The sequence below is a fragment of the Stenotrophomonas sp. STEN033 genome (assembly GCF_056856655.1).
In genome coordinates this window covers 1-18,354 of the sequence record NZ_JBXFWM010000082.1, presented here as the reverse complement: position 1 = coordinate 18,354, position 18,354 = coordinate 1, and the positions used below count along the sequence as shown (strand labels likewise).

19 protein-coding genes and 2 pseudogenes are annotated in these 18,354 nt (G+C 60.3%); 8 read left to right on the top strand and 13 right to left on the bottom strand.

Features of this window, described 5'->3' with window-relative positions:
- Window positions 1-269 precede the first annotated feature (269 nt).
- From AC1VXC_RS19140 to AC1VXC_RS19090, 11 genes are all read right to left on the bottom strand, one after another.
- Window positions 270-566: a hypothetical protein gene (locus AC1VXC_RS19140; protein WP_313494524.1), complete on the bottom strand. Its 297-nt coding sequence runs from the start codon at window positions 564-566 to the stop codon at window positions 270-272.
- 22 nt (window positions 567-588) lie between these two features.
- Window positions 589-1,086, bottom strand: coding sequence for a hypothetical protein (locus AC1VXC_RS19135; RefSeq protein WP_481539541.1), 498 nt, complete (start codon window positions 1,084-1,086; stop codon window positions 589-591).
- Window positions 1,087-1,138: 52 nt separating this feature from the next.
- Complete coding sequence (locus AC1VXC_RS19130) at window positions 1,139-1,594, bottom strand: iron chaperone (RefSeq protein WP_481539540.1); 456 nt, start codon at window positions 1,592-1,594, stop codon at window positions 1,139-1,141.
- A gap of 126 nt (window positions 1,595-1,720) precedes the next feature.
- On the bottom strand, window positions 1,721-2,302 hold the full coding sequence (locus AC1VXC_RS19125) for a TMEM175 family protein (RefSeq protein ID WP_481528618.1): 582 nt from the start codon (window positions 2,300-2,302) through the stop codon (window positions 1,721-1,723).
- Between the two features lie 131 nt (window positions 2,303-2,433).
- Window positions 2,434-2,772, bottom strand: coding sequence for a tRNA-binding protein (locus tag AC1VXC_RS19120; protein ID WP_481539539.1), 339 nt, complete (start codon window positions 2,770-2,772; stop codon window positions 2,434-2,436).
- Between the two features lie 43 nt (window positions 2,773-2,815).
- Window positions 2,816-3,241 carry a GNAT family N-acetyltransferase gene (locus tag AC1VXC_RS19115; protein WP_313494528.1) on the bottom strand — a complete coding sequence of 142 codons (426 nt, stop codon included), beginning with the start codon at window positions 3,239-3,241 and terminating at the stop codon, window positions 2,816-2,818.
- Window positions 3,242-3,282: 41 nt separating this feature from the next.
- On the bottom strand, window positions 3,283-3,681 hold the full coding sequence (locus AC1VXC_RS19110; protein ID WP_313169283.1) for a nuclear transport factor 2 family protein: 399 nt from the start codon (window positions 3,679-3,681) through the stop codon (window positions 3,283-3,285).
- 75 nt (window positions 3,682-3,756) lie between these two features.
- On the bottom strand, window positions 3,757-4,188 hold the full coding sequence (locus tag AC1VXC_RS19105) for a PH domain-containing protein (protein ID WP_313169285.1): 432 nt from the start codon (window positions 4,186-4,188) through the stop codon (window positions 3,757-3,759).
- A 116-nt stretch (window positions 4,189-4,304) separates the two neighbouring features.
- Window positions 4,305-4,559, bottom strand: coding sequence for a hypothetical protein (locus AC1VXC_RS19100; RefSeq protein WP_481539538.1), 255 nt, complete (start codon window positions 4,557-4,559; stop codon window positions 4,305-4,307).
- 310 nt (window positions 4,560-4,869) lie between these two features.
- Window positions 4,870-5,673 (bottom strand): hypothetical protein, encoded by an 804-nt coding sequence (locus tag AC1VXC_RS19095; RefSeq protein ID WP_313169289.1) that lies wholly within the window; start codon window positions 5,671-5,673, stop codon window positions 4,870-4,872.
- Between the two features lie 145 nt (window positions 5,674-5,818).
- Window positions 5,819-7,621: a DUF885 domain-containing protein gene (locus AC1VXC_RS19090; RefSeq protein ID WP_313494532.1), complete on the bottom strand. Its 1,803-nt coding sequence runs from the start codon at window positions 7,619-7,621 to the stop codon at window positions 5,819-5,821.
- A 292-nt stretch (window positions 7,622-7,913) separates the two neighbouring features.
- Here AC1VXC_RS19090 and AC1VXC_RS19085 point away from each other — a divergent pair, with 292 nt between their 5' ends.
- From AC1VXC_RS19085 to AC1VXC_RS19050, 8 genes and pseudogenes are all read left to right on the top strand, one after another.
- Window positions 7,914-8,708, top strand: a complete 795-nt coding sequence (locus tag AC1VXC_RS19085) for a DUF4349 domain-containing protein (RefSeq protein ID WP_481539537.1) — start codon at window positions 7,914-7,916, stop codon at window positions 8,706-8,708.
- A gap of 22 nt (window positions 8,709-8,730) precedes the next feature.
- Window positions 8,731-9,195 (top strand): hypothetical protein, encoded by a 465-nt coding sequence (locus AC1VXC_RS19080; protein WP_481539536.1) that lies wholly within the window; start codon window positions 8,731-8,733, stop codon window positions 9,193-9,195.
- Between the two features lie 931 nt (window positions 9,196-10,126).
- On the top strand, window positions 10,127-11,755 hold the full coding sequence (locus AC1VXC_RS19075) for a M4 family metallopeptidase (RefSeq protein ID WP_481539535.1): 1,629 nt from the start codon (window positions 10,127-10,129) through the stop codon (window positions 11,753-11,755).
- Between the two features lie 41 nt (window positions 11,756-11,796).
- Window positions 11,797-12,360, top strand: a complete 564-nt coding sequence (locus AC1VXC_RS19070) for a hypothetical protein (RefSeq protein ID WP_481539534.1) — start codon at window positions 11,797-11,799, stop codon at window positions 12,358-12,360.
- 18 nt (window positions 12,361-12,378) lie between these two features.
- Window positions 12,379-13,614, top strand: a complete 1,236-nt coding sequence (locus tag AC1VXC_RS19065; RefSeq protein ID WP_481539533.1) for a S8 family peptidase — start codon at window positions 12,379-12,381, stop codon at window positions 13,612-13,614.
- A gap of 192 nt (window positions 13,615-13,806) precedes the next feature.
- Window positions 13,807-14,184: pseudogene (locus AC1VXC_RS19060) on the top strand (ESPR-type extended signal peptide-containing protein); the annotation flags it as partial.
- Entirely contained in the window at window positions 14,182-16,500 is a 2,319-nt protein-coding gene (locus tag AC1VXC_RS19055) for a YadA family autotransporter adhesin (protein ID WP_481539542.1), read from the top strand. The pseudogene AC1VXC_RS19060 and the gene AC1VXC_RS19055, both read left to right, overlap by 3 nt.
- 197 nt (window positions 16,501-16,697) lie before the next feature.
- Window positions 16,698-17,012 (top strand): annotated as a pseudogene (locus AC1VXC_RS19050) (transposase); the annotation flags it as partial.
- Window positions 17,013-17,255: 243 nt separating this feature from the next.
- Here the strand turns inward: AC1VXC_RS19050 and AC1VXC_RS19045 are convergent.
- Window positions 17,256-17,504, bottom strand: coding sequence for a hypothetical protein (locus AC1VXC_RS19045; protein WP_481539532.1), 249 nt, complete (start codon window positions 17,502-17,504; stop codon window positions 17,256-17,258).
- Between the two features lie 6 nt (window positions 17,505-17,510).
- Window positions 17,511-17,912 carry an OsmC family protein gene (locus tag AC1VXC_RS19040; protein ID WP_481539531.1) on the bottom strand — a complete coding sequence of 134 codons (402 nt, stop codon included), beginning with the start codon at window positions 17,910-17,912 and terminating at the stop codon, window positions 17,511-17,513.
- Window positions 17,913-18,354: the final 442 nt, after the last annotated feature.

Below are 18,354 nucleotides of genomic sequence, written 5' to 3'. Positions count from 1 at the left end.
CGCCCCCGGCCCCCCGCCGCCCCCGGCCCGCCCCCCCGTCGCCCCTGCGCCGCGCCCCCCCCCCTCCCTCCCCCCCCTCCCCCCCCCCCCCCCCCCCCCCCCCCCCCCCCCCCCACTACGGGTCCCTCCCTTGCGCAGCAGGGGAGGGCTGGGGAGAGGTTGGCTTCTCGACCTCGGGCCACAATGGTGCGCACCCCGCTCCGATGGTTGACGTGGAACGCTCCTGCCGGGCATGGCTCGGCACTACCAGCGTCGTGCTTGGCGGGTGCTCAGGCTGTGCCGATACGCGCCAACAGCAGGCCGACCACCACCATCGCGATGGCGATGACCACCATCGAGGCAAACAACCAGCCGCGACGACGTTGGCGTTGGCTGGCGCTGATCGCAGCGTTGAACATGGCCACGCGCTGCTGCTCGCTGGTGGCGATGAGGGCCTTGGCCCTGGCCGCGCCCTCATCGGCGCCAAGCCGCCCGGCCGTGATGTCGTCGGCGATGATTTCCAGTTGCTGCATCACTTCAGATTGCAGCTTCTGCAGTTCCAGCGTGGCGTCATTGTGGTTTGACAAGCAGGGGTTCTCGCAACCGGATTCAGGATGAGGGGGACTGTAACGCCTGCCGGATCACCCGTGACAGGATCGCCGGGTCATCGGCGGCCAGATGTTGGCCCAGTCGTAACAAACCGATGCCGAACCCGCACATCAGCATGCCTGGTAACACGGCAGGCAGCAGCATCAGGTCCGCCCCGCCGAGCTGCGTCGCTGTCACAACGCTCCACAGCACGCAGAAGCCGAGCCAGAACAGCATGAAAATGAAGACCAGCGCCGGCAGCGCAAAACGTCCGTGCAGTTCGCAGCCCTGTGGGGTGCTGCGCAGGGCACCGCGGAAGTGCGGCTTGAAGGAGTTGCGCATCACCCTGCGGTGATACAGGTGTACACCGCGCTCGCTTACCGAGCCGGCGACGCTGCCGGTAGCGGTCAGGTTGCCACGCGCAGTGGCTGCGCGCAGCGCCTGCAACGCCTGTTCGTGCGGCAGTGGGCTGGAAAAGACGACGTGCGTACGCGGAAACAACCAGGTCCAGAAAGACATGCGGTCCATCGATTCAGGGATGGGACAAGATAGCCGCAGGCGCCGGGATTGCCTATTGCAGATTGCTGCCAGGGGTGCGCATGGCTTTCTTCACCAGGGCGGTGATCTTCTTCTCGACCTCCGGCGTGATCGCGGTCAACGCGTACGCGGTGGCCCACATGGCCCCGTCATCCAGCATTGCCATGTCGTTGAAGCCCAATGTCGAATAGCGCGAGCCGAACTTGCTGGCCCCCTGGAAGAACAACACGACCTTGCCATCGCGCGCATAGGCGGGCATGCCGTACCAGGTCTTGGGGGTGAGCGTGGGAGCGGTGGTGGTGACAATGGCGTGCACGCGTCGCGCCATCTGTTGCTCGGCGGCGGGCATCTCAGCGACCTTGGCCAGCAGCTCGGCTTCGCCGTCGGCCTTCAGTTTTGCAGCCTTGGCCTCGGCCTTGAGTTCGCGTGCGCGCTCCTTCATCGCGGCCTGTTCTTCGGCGGTAAAACCTTTGGTTCTGGCGGTGGCCATGGAAGCTCCGATAGGACAAGGAAGGCAGGGTTTTTTAACCCAGACCGGGTAGCCAAATGTAAAACATGGGTGCAAGCCGGGAGGTCATCGTTGGCAGGTGAAAGCAGGAACAGCTTGGCCGGCTGCCTAGCCGGCCTGGCCGAGTTCGCGTTCTATGCGCCGATCCGGAATCAGCCAAAGCAAGGCGACGGTCGCATACAGCAACTGCGCAAGATGCGCGTTGACGAAGCTAAGGGCGATTCCGCTGATGTACAGCACCGGCGAGAGCTTGCCCTTCCAGTCACTGCCGAGCGCGTGCCGCAAGCGCGAGCTCTCGCCATCAGCGGCGACGATGCGCCGTTGCAGGATCCAGTAGGCGATGGCGGCCGCCAACAGGATGCAGCCGTACAACGCGGTAGGCAGCGGCTGCTGATTGAAATCGTCCATCCAGTGCGTGGCGAATGGCAGCAGCGACAACCAGAACAGCAGGTGCAGATTGGCCCACAGCACGCTGCCTGTCACCTTCTGGCAGGCCTGCAGCAGGTGATGGTGGTTGTTCCAGTAGATGCCGACGTAGACGAAGCTCAGCAGGTAACTGAGCAGGGTAGTGAGCAGTGGTCGCAACGCATCCAGGGTGGCGCCTTCGGGCGGGCGCATCTCCAGCACCATGATGGTGATGATGATGGCCATGACGCCATCGCTGAATGCTTCCAGTCGCCCCTTGCCCATCACCTGCTCCTGCCGGGATATGCCGATGGATTTGCTGCGGAACGCTAGCACGAAGTGACGTCGAGGCAACGTGTGCGGTTTGCGGGGTGAGGGCGTCCCTGCGCAGTTGGGCGCAGGGACGCCTGTTGGATCTACAACAGGCGCGTGCCCAGGGGAACCTCATGCTCGGGCATGCACAGGCTCACCCGTCCCTCGGCGTCGTGAAAGCCGGTCACCAGGCATTCGGACATGAGTGGGCCGATCTGCTTCGGCGGGAAATTGACCACTGCCACCACCAGCCGGCCAAGCAGTTGTTCGGCACTGTACAGCGCGGTGATCTGTGCGCTGGACTTGCGGGTGCCCAGCTCCGGACCAAAATCCACCTGCAGGATATAGGCAGGCTTGCGCGCGGCAGCAAAGGGTTCGGCGGCGATGATGCGGCCCACCCGCAGTTCAACCTTGCTGAAATCGTTCCAATCGATGGTCTGCATGGAGGTGCTCGGAAGTTGGAGGGTAGTGGAAGGGCGCAGAAGCTCAGGCAGAACGCCGCTGCGTAAGCGCCATGCCAACGCTGGCCGGTGCGGTCAGGGCGAAGCCGAACTGCTGGTAGAGACGATAGGCCTCGCCATCGGCCAGCAGGCTGACATAGGCCGAGGCGGGTACCTCGCGCTGGATGTAGGCCTGGATTTCGCTCATGACCTTCTTGCCCAGGCCACGCCCCTGGTGGGCGGGCAATACCGCAATGTCGACCACCTGGTAGAAGCTGCCGCCATCGCCGATTACCCGTCCCATCGCAACCGTTTCATTGGCGCAGAGGATCTGCACGGCAAAGAGGGAATTGGGCAACCCCCGGCTTGCGGCTTCGGCGGTCTTCGGGCTGAGCCCGCTGGCCTGGCGCAGGTGCCGGTAGGTATCGACGGAAGGAATGTCGTGGCTGAGGGTATAGCTGGGTTCGCTCATCGTTGCATCCGGAATCCTGGGGTTGTGCAGCCCGGCAGGCATCAGGCGGGCGACGCGATTGGCACATAGACCTCATGCCAGAGAATGACCTTGCCGGCGTCATTGAACCGCATCAGCAGCATGGCGCGGAACAGTTCGTGGCGCCCATCAACATGGCGGATCCGCGCGCGCATCGAGAACACCACCGATGCGTCTTCCACGAGGGCATGATCGATCTCGTAGTCGATGCCGTCCATGCCGGCTTTCATGCCGTTGAGGAACTCGAGGTAGTTGGCGGGATCGGCTTCGTAGCGGCGGCCATTGGGCTCGACGATGAATTGATCGGCGAAGCATTCGCCGATCAATGCCTCGCTCAGCACGGAATCGCGATTGAGATGTCGGCGGTTCCAGTCGAGAACGGTATGTGCCAGCTGGAGGTAGTGCGCGCGTTGGCTTGTCATTGGGGTTGTGGTTCCAGTCGGCGGCAACGACTCAGTTGATGTTGCCGCTGGTAGCAATGGCCTGGCCGCGTCGGTTTACGGCAACGGCGGAGGGTTGCCAGATACTGCGTGGGCGGTGCCGGCGGCAGGCGATGCCGTGCTGCCCAGCACGGCCTGGGCGATGAGCTTGTCCAGGCGACGGACGTCCAAGCCCTTGTTGAGGTTGACCTTGATATGGCCGGCCTTGGTCCAGAGTTCAATTTCGGAGTTGAAATTGAACAGGCCGTGGCCGTTCTCCGACGACCACATATAGATGGATGAGTACGGCAGCGAATAGATTTCCACCTTCTTGCCGGTAATGCCCTGCGCATCGCGCACGATCAGCCGCTTGTTGGTGAACACCGCCGAGTCACGGAAGGTCTTGTAGGCCGCTACGGCGGTCTCGCCGGGGACCAGGATGTCGTTCACGTCCTGCGGGATCGGGCATTCCGATACCAGCGTCCAGGCCAGGATTGCATTTGTTTCCATGTTGAAGCCTTCCCCTGATTGTGTACTTTCGAGCGATGGAAACGAAATTGTAGGCGGCGCCCGGAGCAGGGCAATAGGCCCGAAGGCATGCCTGCCGGTGGCGTTAGCGAGGCCGGTCAGATGCTGCTGCGCAGGCGGGTGGCGTTGAGCTGGGGGAAGCGCTCGATGATGCTGACCGCCTCGTTCCAGCAGGACTGCTGGCTCAGCGGGAGGACCACTGCGGGCAGGTCCTTGAAGTGGAATTCGACCCTGCGTTCGGGGGTGGGCTGATGGCTGATGAGGATGGGCATGCGACCGTTCCGAAGATGCCAGACGAGCTCCTCGATGACATCGTTCCAGGCGTCGTGCTCCAGCGCATCTATCCATTCCATCAGTGCCCAACGCCCATGCGGGGCCGGGCAATGGAGCGCCATCGGCCTGGATGAAGGTAGGGGCGAGTTCTGGCGGTGCACCGGTTTCCAGCCGAAGTCGCCCGGTTCGTACTGCGCAACACAAACCGATCATGCCACAGCTTGCGGTGATTGGCGGAGCGCGGCCGGTGCTGCCGGGGCGCGGTTCTGGCCCCCTATCCGATGCGCCATTTTCCATGCGCATGCGGCGGCGTGTGCTTCACGCCGTTGTTTGATCGCCCCGTGGCATTCGATGTTGTGCTGTTCACCGCGCCGCTCCTGCGGGAGACAGTCAGTAAGCGCACAGGCCTGTACAGTCGGGATCACTCATGGCCTTGATGATGGTCTCGATGTCGGCGCGGTTGTCCAGCGGTGCGTCGGCAAGAATGACCCTGGCGGCGTCGGCAATCTGCTGGCGGGCCGGCAGTTGCAGCGCGGAGGCAAACAGCGACGAACTCTCCGCCATTGCCCGCACGACCTGCGTGCGGTAGCTGGGTTGCAAAGCCTGGTTGCCGATGCTCATCAGGTTGCCGCTATAGCTGTTTACCAGGCCGCCACGCAGCTGGTTCAGCCCTGCCAGGCGTATGGGGGTGAGTTCCTCCGGCGGCAGTGCCGCCGTGAATGCGGTCAACGGCTGGATCTGCGTGGCCAGGCAACGCAGCAGGAACGGATGCAGGCGTTCGAGCTCCTGCTGGAATGCCACGATGTTTGTTTCCATCACCGTGCCCATCTGCCGTGCGATTTCCTCTGCGCTTGCCTGGGGCGGGAGATGTTCCTTCAGCCCGGTCAGTGCATAGGCCATCGACAAGCGGTTGGCCTGGCCACAGATGTCCATCAACTGACCGATGTTGGCGGCGTCGTAGGTCTGTGATTGCAGGAAACGATGACTGTCGGACAGGACATCAAGCAGTGCACGCGTTTCTGGTTCGCTGATGCGGGGCATCTCCCCCTTGGCGGCGCTCTCTGCGATGCGCTGCTGCAGCTTGGCGCTGGCGTCCATATAGACCGCGTGGGGTTGTGCGGGTGCCTGCGCGTGTGCCTGCAGTGAAGCAAGGCTGAGGCAGGCGGCGGCCAAACAGGTGAGCAGCGACTTCATGTCAGTGAGATCCGGAAAGTTGGAGCAGCAGGTATCGGCATCGTTGCCGAACAGTGGTGAATGATAGTTCGGTGCTGCCGATGACGCGAAAGCAGAAGCCCGGCGGATACCGGGCTTCTGCTGACCGAACGGGTAGGCCGATCGCTTACTCGATCGGCTGTTCCAGCATCAGCTGGCGGGCGAAGCGCACCGGCGGCGCACCGTAGGACAGGATCTGATCGTGGTAGGCCTTCAGGTTGAAGTTCGCACCCTGCTTGTCCTGCACGGCCTTGCGGGTGTCGAAGTGCTCCTGCGCACCGACGAAGTAGGTCGGCAGCTGGGCCGAGGTGAGCTGTGCGCGCACCCACTTGCCCGAGGCTTCGCTTTCCTGCTGGAAGGCATCGTGGGTCATCAGGTGCATGGCCTGCTCGCGGCTCCAGTTGTCCACGTGCACACCCTGGTCGAGGATGGCGTTGGCAATGGTGCGCAGGTAGAACTTCAGCTGCACCAGGTGGAACAGCGGGTCGTTATCCAGGTAACCCTGTTCCTGCATCATGCGTTCGGTGTAGACCGCCCAGCCTTCTGCAAACAGGCCCGAACGCAGTACCGCGCGCAGCGTCGACGGGAACTTGCCCGAGTGCCAGCCTTCCAGGTAATGGCCCGGGGTGCCTTCGTGGATGGACAGCAGGTGGATCATGCGGCTGTTGTATTCGCGCAGGAAGGAGTCGACCTGCTTGTCGTTCCAATCGTCCGGAATCGGTGAGACCGCGTAGAAGGTCTTCAGGTTCTTGTCCAACGGGCCCGGCGAGTCGCAGTAGGCCACGGCCACGCCACGCTGGAATTCCGGCATCAGGATGATGTCGACTGGTGCGTCGGGCAGGGTCATCAGGTCATGCTTGCGCACGAACTCGGTGGACTGGTCGAGCGCGGCCTTGGCATCGTCCACGACCTTGTCGCGGGCCGGCTTGTCGGCATAGGCCAGTTCCAGCGCGGCCTCGATCGCCTTCTGCTGCTGGTCGTCGGTCGGGTCGGCCGGCATTTCCGGTGCGCCCGGCTTGTCTTTCAACACCACCTGGGCGATGCCGTACATGTCCTTGCGCACGCGGGTCAGCTCGGCGCGGGCACGCTCGCCGATCTCGGCGCGCGACAGCGAGGAGTTGAGCGAGAACTTCAGCTTCTGGTCGTACTTCTCCGCGCCGATGCGGAACTCGCCCTTGGCGTTGGGCACCAGGGTCTTGTCCAGCCAGGTCTGCTGTTCTTCGACTGCCGTGGTCAGTTTGGCGATAGCAGCCTTCAGGCGCTCCTGGTCGGCGGCTTCGAGCTGGCCGATGTTGGGCATGATGAACGTTTCAACCAGGCTGAGGATGCCGCGGTTCTGCTTGGCCACGGTTTCGGCGTGGATCTTCGGCACGCGCGCCGGGTCCAGGTTGGCACGGGCGGCGGCGAAGATCTGCGGGATCAGCTCGATGCGCGCGGTGGCCGACTTCAGACGCTCCGGCAGCGGCGCGAACTCGCGCGCCATCAGGCCGTAGATGGCGCTGCCGGCCAGGCCGTTGTAGACCTGCGGGTCCCACTTCCACGACTGCATGGTTTCGTTGGACCAGATGTCCGACTGCAGCTGGTTGCGCAGGATGGCGGCATCCACCTGGTTCTCGCGGCCGAGCTTGCTCACGTCAAGCTTGTCCAGCTCGGCGAGCAGGGCCTTGCTGGCCTCCAGGCTCTTCTGCTGGCCGGCGGCGCTGAGATCATCGAGCTGGCTGTCATAGCGGTGGTCGCCGATCTGGGTGGCGCTGACCGGGGACAACTGCATCCAGGTGTCCAAAGCCTTCTTCGACAGCTCGGCGAACTGGGCATCGGCCTGGCTTTGGCCGGCCTGCTCGGTGGAGGTGGACGGCGCGGTCGGGGCGTCGCCGCTCTGGCAGCCTGCCAGGCTGGCGAGCAGGGCGGCGGCGAGCAGGTGCTTGCGCATCGGTATTCCTGTTGCTGAGGGGAAACCCCGAGCATAGGCGGACAGGGCCTGTACCGCACATGCCGTTGGTTGGTGGCGGGCTGTCGAAACAGGTGGTTCAGCGCAGCCGGGGCCCTGTAGCCCGGGTAAGCGCAGCGCACCCGGGGTCTTGATTCACCGTCATCGAATCTCCGGCTCACCGAATCCCCGGGTGCGCTGCGCTTACCCGGGCTACGGGCTGCACAAATTTTTAGCCTTCGTATTCAGCCAAGTCGTTATGCTGCCGCCACGACATCACATGGAACATGGACGCATGAAACAGCAGCACGGAAGGACCTTGGCGTTGGCATTGGGCGCGCTGTTCGCGCTCGCCGGTTGCGCCAAGCACGACATGTCGGCCGAAAGCGCGGCGGTGGCGGCTGATGCCGTGCAGTCGCCGGAAGGCGCGTTCCTGGCTTATGAGCACACGGTGCAGCTGCAGTTGCCGGGCAAGGACATCGCGCCCAGGGTGAAGGCTGTATCCCATGCGTGCCAGAGCGCGAAGTTTGGCGATTGCGCGGTGCTCAACGTGTCCCAGCAGGGCGGCGATACACCCAGCGGCTCGATCAAGGTGCGGGTTGCCCCCAAGGGGGTGGAGCCGCTGATCGCACTCGCCAGCGACAAGGGTGAGGTGACCACCCGCAATACCGAGGCCGAGGACTTGGCTCAGCAGGTCGCCGACACCCAGCTGATGCAGGACCGTTTGAAAGCCGAGCATGAGCGCCTTCTCGAGTATCAACAGCGCAAGGATCTGGCGGTGGCGGACCTGCTGACGATTTCGCAGCGGCTGTCGGAAATCGAAGCAGGCCTGCAGCAGGCCAACCGCGATGCGGCCCAGCAGCACCGTCGCATCGACACGCAGTTGGTCACCATCAACATCGAATCTACCAACAGCCAGCGCAACCGCAGCGAGATCGGTCAGGCGTTCGGTGATTTCGGTGAGATCTTCACTACCAGCCTGGCGTACGTGGTCCGCATTGCTGCCGGCTTGCTGCCAGTGCTGCTGGTCGGCGGCGTGCTGGCGTGGTTGCTGCGCCTGTGGTGGCGTCGCCGCAAAAAAAAGAACTAATCAGCAGACTTGTAGGAGCGGCGTGAGCCGCGAAGCTGATGATCTGAAGCGACACCTGCTTCGCGGCCCGCAGATACACCCAGATGAAGTTACCCAGTGGCTTTTGTTGGAGCCACGCAAGCCGCGAAGCCGGCAATTTGAGGCATCGCCAGCATCGAGGCTCGCGCCGTTTCGGGATGTGTTGACCTGGCTGCTCATGCGGCTCCTTGTCATGGTCGCTGGCGGCCACGGTGCAACGGCGGTAAATGGCAGATTTTGCTTTCAGTGCGCGGCCCTGATTGTTGACGGCAGCGCGTTGCTCAGCATTGTTGTTCTACCTGCGCACGGCAGCTGCGTGCGCAGGCGCTGGCCGGCCAGTTGGTTAACGCACCCGTGGCGGAAAAATGCGATCCAGTTGCAGCCAGGCTACCACGTGGCTAGCGGCGAACAGGTCAGCGGTGTCGCCGCCGAAGTCGCGATATCAGCCATTCAAGCGTCCGCAACCTGATCGTGGGCCAATGGTGCGCAAAAGGCGGTTTAGCCATCCTTCCTATATGGCTGTTCAGTCGCAAGGCAATGCACGGCAGGCGCTGCAGTTGCCCACGTTACTCGTGCGATGCAATCAGGAGCGCCGCTTCAAGGCGATATCGGTGGCATCTGCGTTGTCAGCGCTTCAATCCAGCTCATTGCCAGCGAGAGCAGGCAATTGATGCGCCAGATCTTCTGTCAGTTCGCGGTCAGGCGTCGTATCCAAGCAAGGCCCTGTTGTCCGCCATGACGCTGCAGGGGGTGATAACTCCGTGCAGCTCTCTCGCCGAACCGGCAAGCGCACCCGTTGGTGCAGGAAGTAAATCCGGAACAGGGTGTGTCCTTGGAATCACCTCCGATCATCTGGCCTGGAAGGGGATATGTCGGCGCTCGCATCCTCGCTGCATCCATTGCCTCGCAGGAAGAGCATTCCGTGCCAATAGCTGTGACGTCGGTTTGCAGGACAAGGCGCCAACTTGGGGCAGCCAAATTGTTGGATAGAGCACTTGAATTGCATCGCATGCTCTGCATCTTCCGCGGGAACTTTTATTAATCGCAGCGTCGCGGGTTGTACGCGTTAATTGATGACGCTTGTCACATTAATCCGGGTATCGGCTTGTGCGACACGGCAGTTTTAGAAATGGGATGGTCGTTTCTCATTCTGTTTTCCCTTGTAAGACATGGCGTTACGCAAACTGGAAACTGTTCGGCTCCAGCTGTACTTGCATGCGGCTTCATTGGGCCCCCAAGTACGGTTCCGCGGCGCACAGATTAGTTGCCGTTGAAAAACAGATGCGGGTCGGCGTCTGTTTTGGGCTGGTTGGGGCTGGCGCTTCAAGTGACGATGCTTCTGGCATCGCGGGTGTGAATCTGTTGATCCTTCTTTGTCAACTCTGTCGAGGGGTTCCTACATGCGTATTGCGATCAAGTTGTTAGCATTTTCAATCATTTCGTCAATCGGCTTCAGTGCGGCTGCGGAAATAACGACAGCCCAGATGCCCATCGCTGCAAAGGCTACCAATTTTATTTCGATAAACAGGTCGCTGGCAGGATTAAGTGCGAAAGACGTTGTCCGGCCAAGCAGTGTATTGACTGGGCCTGATGGTACCCAGCATGTTCGTTATCAACGGACCATTGGTGGGCTGCCGATCATTGGTGGTGATTTCGTCGTGCACATCCCAGTTAACGGGAGGGAAAGGGTCACGTCACCAATGATGAGTGCGGTGCGCCCTGCCTCATTAACGCCGCGGGTGCAAGTAAGTGACGCGGTTTCAGCGGCCCAAAAAACTTTGTCCACGAGTCTGGCCGGAGCGACGTCGACGTCTCGGCTGGTAATGTTTGCGCGCGGTATGCCAATCCCGGTACTGGCCCATGAGGTAATAATATCTGGCTCCAATAGCGATGGTCCCGTTGCGACCACCAGTTACATCGATGCGCAAAGTGGAAAGATTCTACTTTCGTTTTCGAACATTCAGACCCAGCGTGCGCTTCCGGTTGATTCACTTTACAAGCCTGCCGTAGGCCTGGGAATTACCCGTCATTTGGGGAGTGTGCCACTGGGGACAAGTACTGGCCCCGAGGGCTATCGATTGGTTGACCAGATTCGTGGCAATGGTCAAGTTCGGAATGCCAGGAACAGGATGGGGGGAATGTTTGCAGTTGATTTCACTGACGTCGACAACGTCTGGGGAAACGGAACGGATGCAGACATGGTGACCGCTGCAGCCGATGCACACTATGGAATCGGTGCAACCTGGGACTATTACAAAACTGTGCATGGGCGGAACGGCATTTGGGGCGATGGGAAAGGAGTAACAAGCTATGTCAACGTTGGCTTTAACTATTCAAACGCTTTTTGGGACGGGAAATCAATGTACTTCGGTACAGGTGATGGAAAAAATTTCACATCATTGACAGCGCTGGACGTTGCAGGCCATGAGATGAGTCATGGAGTTGTTGATGCTTCGGCCGACTTGGTTTATGAGGGAGAGAGTGGCGGTCTGAATGAGGCTACCGCCGACATTTTTGGAACCATGGTAGAACGTTACGTCTACGAAAAACTCGGCCTCCAATATGGCTGGACCATTGGGGAGACCATCGCCGGACCTGAACTGCCCATGGGAAGCGCGCTGCGATATATGTTCAAGCCCAGCCTCGATACCTATGTCAGATCGGATGGCGAGATCATTGGTTCGCACGACTGCTATTCCGATGCCATTTCCGAATTGGACGTCCATCACAGCTCTGGTATTGGTAATCGCTTCTTTTACTTACTGAGTGAAGGGAGTGTGCCGCCAGCGGATTACGCGTCTGAACTGAATCTTGATGATTTGGTTTGCAATAAGACTGCCGTGACAGGGCTAGGTGCTGATGCTGCGCAGAAAATATGGTATCTGGCGCTGACAGCATACTTTACTAGTTCAACTGATTATCCCGCCGCGCGAGTAGCTACGCTGCAAGCTGCAGCCGATCTTTATGGCCAAAATTCGTTGCAAAGAAACACCGTGGCCGCTGCCTGGGATGCGGTACTGGTTCCTTGATTGCCATTGGTGATGGTTTGTAAATAATTAAGGATATATATATGAACGTCAGCATGTCGAAATGCATGATTGCGGCTGTGATTGCACTGTTACTGTCGGGTTGCTCCGTTATTGAAGGTAATGCGAAGTACGTTGGGTCCGGAGAGCTTCCATCCACGGGTACCGGGAAGGCATACCTAAAGATTGATGCCGACACCTGTGATGGAAACGAGCGCGCCAAAGGTGGTTTTACATACGTTGAGAAAGGCGCCGTTGACTATGCGGCGACAGGTGGTGTTTCGTACGTTGGCAGCATAAGCAAGGCCGGCATTTGCGGTCCAGGGCTGCTTGGGATTGAGTGTGAATGTGAAGGCTGGCCGACTGTTACCGGGGAATACACTTCGACCAATCCAGCGCATCCCGGATCCGGGAAATATTATGCATGTTTCTATAACCAGCGAGAAGGTCTGCTGGATCCCTCCCTTGGTAGCGGCGCGACGCTTGTGGACAGGATCGTGCTCATAGACGGGCCATATGCACAGTATGCAATCGCCGGGACGTTGCGGGGAAGCGTCAAATCATCCGTCTGTACGGCCGCATCCTCCGCATCGCCCGTCGTCAGATAATCCTGAAAGGAAGAATTCATGAAGACCTCATTAGTATTGGCGCTGGTCATAATTCAGCTGGCGTTGGCCGATTCAGCAACTGCAGGGCCCCTGTCGGGGTTGGCGCCGGAGCTGCGCCGATTCACAGTCGAAATGCGTCCGGGGGCGGATTCAAACTACGCCGTTCGCGTTATGCGTAACAACGGATTGGTTGTGAATAACGTAATAAAGGATAAAGACGGGGACATCGTGGCAGTTACCTACGATCCAGACCGTTTGCCAAACTTTGCTGCGTTGCGGCCGTTGACTGCAATGGTGCAGTCGTACGGCCCGGATCTGCGGCGCAGGTTTTTTTCCCCTCAATTGACTGCGACCGACACAATTGTTCCCGGGAATGAAGTCACACCGTGGGGGATCGCTGCGGTCGGCTCGCAAGGTATCTCCTACGAAGGTGGGATGAAGGTTTGCATCATTGATTCAGGTTATGACCTTGGGCACCCTGATCTGCCCGATCGTAATGTGTCGGGTGATAACGGTGATTCTGAATTCCCATGGAATGAGGATACGCATGGGCATGGCAGTCACGTCGCGGGCACCATTGCCGCACTTGGTGGCAATAAGCAAGGAGTAGTCGGCGTTATTGACAGTGGCGACCCGGGCATATTTGTGGTGCGAGCTTTGGCGAATGGAGGCTGGACTTATACCAGTGACGAAATCGGGGCGCTCATGTCCTGTGTAAACAACGGTGCCAAAGTCATAAGCATGAGTTTCGGATCTTACCTATCCAGCGCTCTCGAAGAGCGGGTCGTGACTAGGTTGCAGCGCCGCGGCGTGCTCTTCGTGGCGGCGGCTGGAAATAGTATGGGTAATATTCTGGGGAGTGGGCCAACCCAGCCGCTCAGTTATCCAGCTTCGTATCCATCTGTTGTTTCTGTTGCGGCTATCGACTCGGATCTAAATCGAGCCGTTTTTTCCCAAAAGAACTCTGGTGTTGACCTGGCTGCCCCTGGTGTTGATGTCATGTCAACGGCAAAGGGTGGGAAGTATGAGCTGATGAGTGGGACCTCGATGGCGACGCCCCATGTTTCCGGTGTCGCGGCGCTGGTGTGGAGCAAAAATAAAGCCTGCAGTGTTAACGAGATTGTTACTGCACTTAAAAAGGGGGCCGCGGATCTAGCTAGCCCTGGCTATGACTACGGCACAGGTTGGGGGCTGGTGCAGGTGCCAGGTGCGCTGGACTATCTGCAGCGGCACCCCTGCACTGGCGCTATGTGATCGATAGGTAAGCGGTGTGCCGAGTATGGAAGCTCGGCACACCGACTTTACCTGAGCCCGCGATAGCTTCCCGGTATTGCCAACTCACGGATTAAGGCGCGGAAGACAAGGTGCAGGCACGCGCACCGGGTCGGTGCTTCCTTGCATTCGAAAAAACTCTTTTCGTCAATCATTTTGAAAGGTGCTGCAGGTATGAACAGGATCTATTGCAGGGTGTGGAGTCGCGCTCTGGGGGTGATAGTCGTCACTTCCGAGTTGGCGAGGAGAGGGGGGCGGCGCTCGTCGGGGTCCGGAACCGTTTGTAGAGCATCTCGAAAAGCGTCGATTGTTGGGTTCGCCTGTTTTGGCTTGATGGCGGCGGACGCTTCACTTGCGGCTGCCGTGTGTCAACAAGCTGCCGGGGTGCCGGCGGCCACGGCGATTGGAGCAATGGCATTTGCCTGCGGCGAAGGCGCAAAGGCATCCGCTGCAAACGCGAGCGCACTGGGTTCAGGCGCAATTGCGTCCGGTATAAGTGCCACCGCCGTGGGTGGCAGCAGTCAAGCCAATGCCGCAAATGCAACTGCACTGGGTGCAAATGCACTTGCTGGTACGGCCGCGTCCACCGCGATTGGTTCGAACAGCAGGGCTACCGGGTTGCAAGCCACGGCCGTTGGGTACAACGCGCAATCGTTGGCGGCGGGCGCGGTGGCTGTCGGGTTCAATAGTTATGTGGCACCTGCCGCTACCAACTCGGTGGCGCTTGGGTTTGGTGCCCGCGCGCTCCAGGCCAACGTGTTTTCGGTGGGTAGTGGCGGCGGGGCGGGTGGAGTGGGGCCTGCGACGCGGCGCATCGTCAATGTGTCAGCCGGTACCGAAGGCACGGACGCGGTGAACCTGGCGCAGTTGAGCGAGGTGTCCGAGGTTGCCGAGCAGACCAACCGTTATTTCAAGGCTGATGGCGCCAACGACGGCAGCGACGATGCACTGGCGTCGGGCGAGTACAGCGCTGCGATGGGCAGCGCAGCGCAAGCAACCAATGGCTATGCAACGGCCATTGGTACACAGGCCTGGGCAACCGGTGCGTTTGCAACCGCCGCGGGTGCCTTGGCCGAGGCGTCCGGCTACGAGTCGGCAGCCTATGGTGCTGGCAGCTACGCAGCCGGAAGTGACAGCACTGCAGTGGGCGCACGCGCGCAGGCCGGTTTCTCCGGTAGCACGGCGCTGGGTCACGGTGCGCAGGCGGGCAGCTACGACACGGTGGCGGTGGGCGATGGCGCGCTTGCCACGGGTGAGAACAGCGTTGCGGTTGGTGGTCGTTACCAGAGCCAGGCGCCGGCAGAGGCGGAGGCGGATTTCTCAACGGCAATCGGCGGCGGTGCATGGGCTGTGGGCTTTTCAAGCACGGCGCTGGGCAATATGTCGCAGGCATTGGGCTACAACAGCGTGGCGCTGGGCTCGGAGTCGGTGGCCGACCGTGACTTCACGGTGTCGGTGGGTAGCATTGGCAACGAGCGGCAGATCACCAACGTGGCAGCCGGTACCGAAGGAACGGACGCGGTGAACCTGGCGCAGTTGAGCGAGGTGTCGAGCATCGCCGAGCAGACCGACCGTTACTTCAAGGCCGATGGTGCCAACGACGGCAGCGACGATGCGCTGGCATCAGGCCAAGGCAGCGTCGCCATGGGAGCGGGCGCGTCAGCGATCGGAAACGGAAGTGCAGCACTGGGTAAAGCGGCGCAGGCCTTGGCTGAAGGCAGCGTCGCGTTGGGCGCGAATGCGGTCGCCGACCGCGACTTCACGGTGTCGGTGGGTAGCATTGGCAACGAGCGGCAAATCACCAACGTGGCAGCGGGTACCTCTGGGACCGATGCCGTGAACGTAGCGCAGCTTTCAGAAGTGGCTGACGGTGTTGGTGCGCTGTCCGAATCAGCAGTGCTGTACGACGACGAGAGCAAGACGGACATAACGCTCGATGGCGACGCAGGGACTAGGATTCGCAACCTGCTTCGTGGGCAGGTGTCAGCAGCAAGCATGGATGCCATCAATGGATCGCAGTTGTATGACGCCTTGGACAGTGCAGCGCAGATTCTTGGCGGTGGCGCCGGAGTGACCGCAGCTGGAACCTTGTCGGCACCGATGTACATGGTGCAGGGAGGGAACTACTTCAGTGTAGGTGACGCGCTGAATGCCTTGGATATATCGGTGGGAGGCTTGGATGTGCGGCTCAGTCAGGTGGAGAACTCCGGGTTGAGCGGGTTGGCCAGCGTTACGGGCACTGGTAGCGAATCGAAGTTGGGAGCCGAAACGACCGCATCCGTGGTGGCGGAATCTACTGTTGGAGGTTCTGGCGTAGGTGGCAATATCCGTGCCAACAGCCTGGGGGAAAACGCGCAAGTGGAAGCGAAGGGGGCGATCGCGTTGGGTGATGGCTCGGTAGCGGACCGTGTCAATTCAGTGTCGGTAGGCGCTGTGGGCGCCGAGCGGCAGATCACAAATGTTGCAGAAGGTACGCAGGGGACGGACGCGGTCAATGTTGCTCAGATGCGCAACGAAAGCAGTCGCACCTTGGCTTCGGCGCAATCCTACACAGAAGCGCGCGTTACCGCGTTGTCCGATGATTTTGCCACCTACCGGGGGGGCGTGGATCGACGCTTCAGTGCCCAGGACAAGCGTATCAGTCAGATTGGCGCGTTGAGCACGGCGATGATGCAGATGGCTTCCAATGCGGCAAACACCAGCAGCGAGCGAGGACGTGTCGCAGTCGGTGCCGGTTTCATGGGTGGGGAATCAGCGCTGTCGATAGGTTATGCCAAGAAGATTGGCGAGCGCGCATCGTTTACCGTCGGCGGTGCATTCACCGATGGCGAGCGCTCTGCTGGCGTCGGTTTTGGTATTGATCTGTAATTGCGTTGACTGAGGTTCTGCCGCAGAGCTATAGATCCGCGGCAGGACCTCAATGCGGCGACAGCTTGCAGACGACCGCGTGAGCGGAAGAAAGCCTGGAGGCGATTCGGTTCTGGACATATGAGGTCGCTGGTTGCAATGGGTTGATTCGATTCCGCGGTATCCATTTCACTTTCATCGTTCCAGTGAGACTTGCTATGTATCGTTGTCACGGTCTTCGAGATGATCAATGGGCGCGGATAGCACATCTGCTTCCCGGCCGAGATGGCCATGTGGGCGTTACGGCACGCAATAATCGCTTGTTCATTGATGCGGTTTTGTATAGATACCGCCTGGATATTGCTTGGCGTGATCTGCCTGAGCATTTTGGTGATTTCCGGGTCATCCATACCCGATTTTGCCGCTGGCGTCGCGCTGGGATATGGCGAACTTTGTTTCGGACGCTCGCTCAGGAAGCAGACGAAGAGTATGCGGCGATTGATGTCGCGATCACACGTGTTTCTGCCAAGTCACCTTGTTGTCAGCGTGAACCACAGCTGCGAACAATGAGCGGTGCGGATGGTTAAGCTCATTGCCTAAAATCGATGATCGATTGATACGTTCGTTAAAGGCCGGGAAGGAGATTCTTGGCCAATCGGGCAAATGCGCCGGCTGACGAGCCGTGCCTGCGGCTTTTGCAGGACCAGCGTAAGCAGTGAAGTTGATGGCCTGTGGTTTCGCCAGCTTCGCGGTTTACGCCGGTCCCACATCAAGCATCAGCCATGCAGATGCAGCTCGGGGATATGCTTTTCGTGCAGGGCGAACAGTTCCTGGAATTCTTCTTCGTTCAGTTCATCGGGCAGGTAGACCGCCACCTGGCTGGTATTGCCGTCTGCATCCACGCGCTCGCGCGGGCCTGCACGCAGGGACAGTTCCCTGTCCTTCCAGGTGATCAGGGCGGGCGTATCTTCCCATTGCGTTACTTCGGCGTTCTTTGTGTCCCACAGCACAACAATTGTAAACATGGCGTCTCAACTCTTCAGAGGGCGGTGTTCGCTGGTGATGACTGCACCTTCGCCCATCACTTTGGTGACCGGCGTGCGGGTGGCTACGTCCAGTAGTCGTTCCCATTGTTCGTCGGTCAATGCGCCGGTAGCGGAAAGAATGCGGTGCACCTGCAGCTTACCGGCTTCATCGCGGCTGGAGGTGAGCTCGGCGTTGAACTCACCCAGCTCCCAGCCTTTTTTCTCTGCATACATACGCAAGGTAATCGCGGTGCAGGCGGCCAGCGATGCCAGATACAGGTCGAACGGCGCCATGCCTGCGTCCTGCCCGCCCAGCCGGGCTGGCTCATCGGCAACAAGCTGGTGGACGCCGTTGCTGATGCGATGGGCGTAGTTGTTTCCCGTTGATTCAATGGTGACGTGGGCCATGGCGGCTTCCTCCAGAACGAGCAGTCAAATTATCTTCAGACCATTGCTTCGGGTAGTCATCGTTTATTGCTCACATCGTCCCATTGCCTGAACGCTGTCCAGATATTGGACGGCGTCGTGGCCATCGTGCCGAGACATGCTCGGCAGGGGCTTTGCCGCTGCTCCGGCCATCTGCGCTCTGCGCTTTGTGCAGGAGTGGCGTCAGTCGCGACGCTTCAGCTGGGTCAGCCAGCGGAGAGCTAGCCCCTCCCCAACCCTCCCCTTCGCTACGCGAAAGGGAGGGGGTGTAGTGCCGAGCCATGCTCGGCAATGGGCTTTCCCGGTAGAGCCGCTGCCGAGCATGGCTCCGCACAACCCTGGATGCGCATCACCCGATACCTACCCGCAACGGGATGTTGCCCACGGAGATATTGCCGGCGGCCCGCTTGTATAAGCCCTCAAC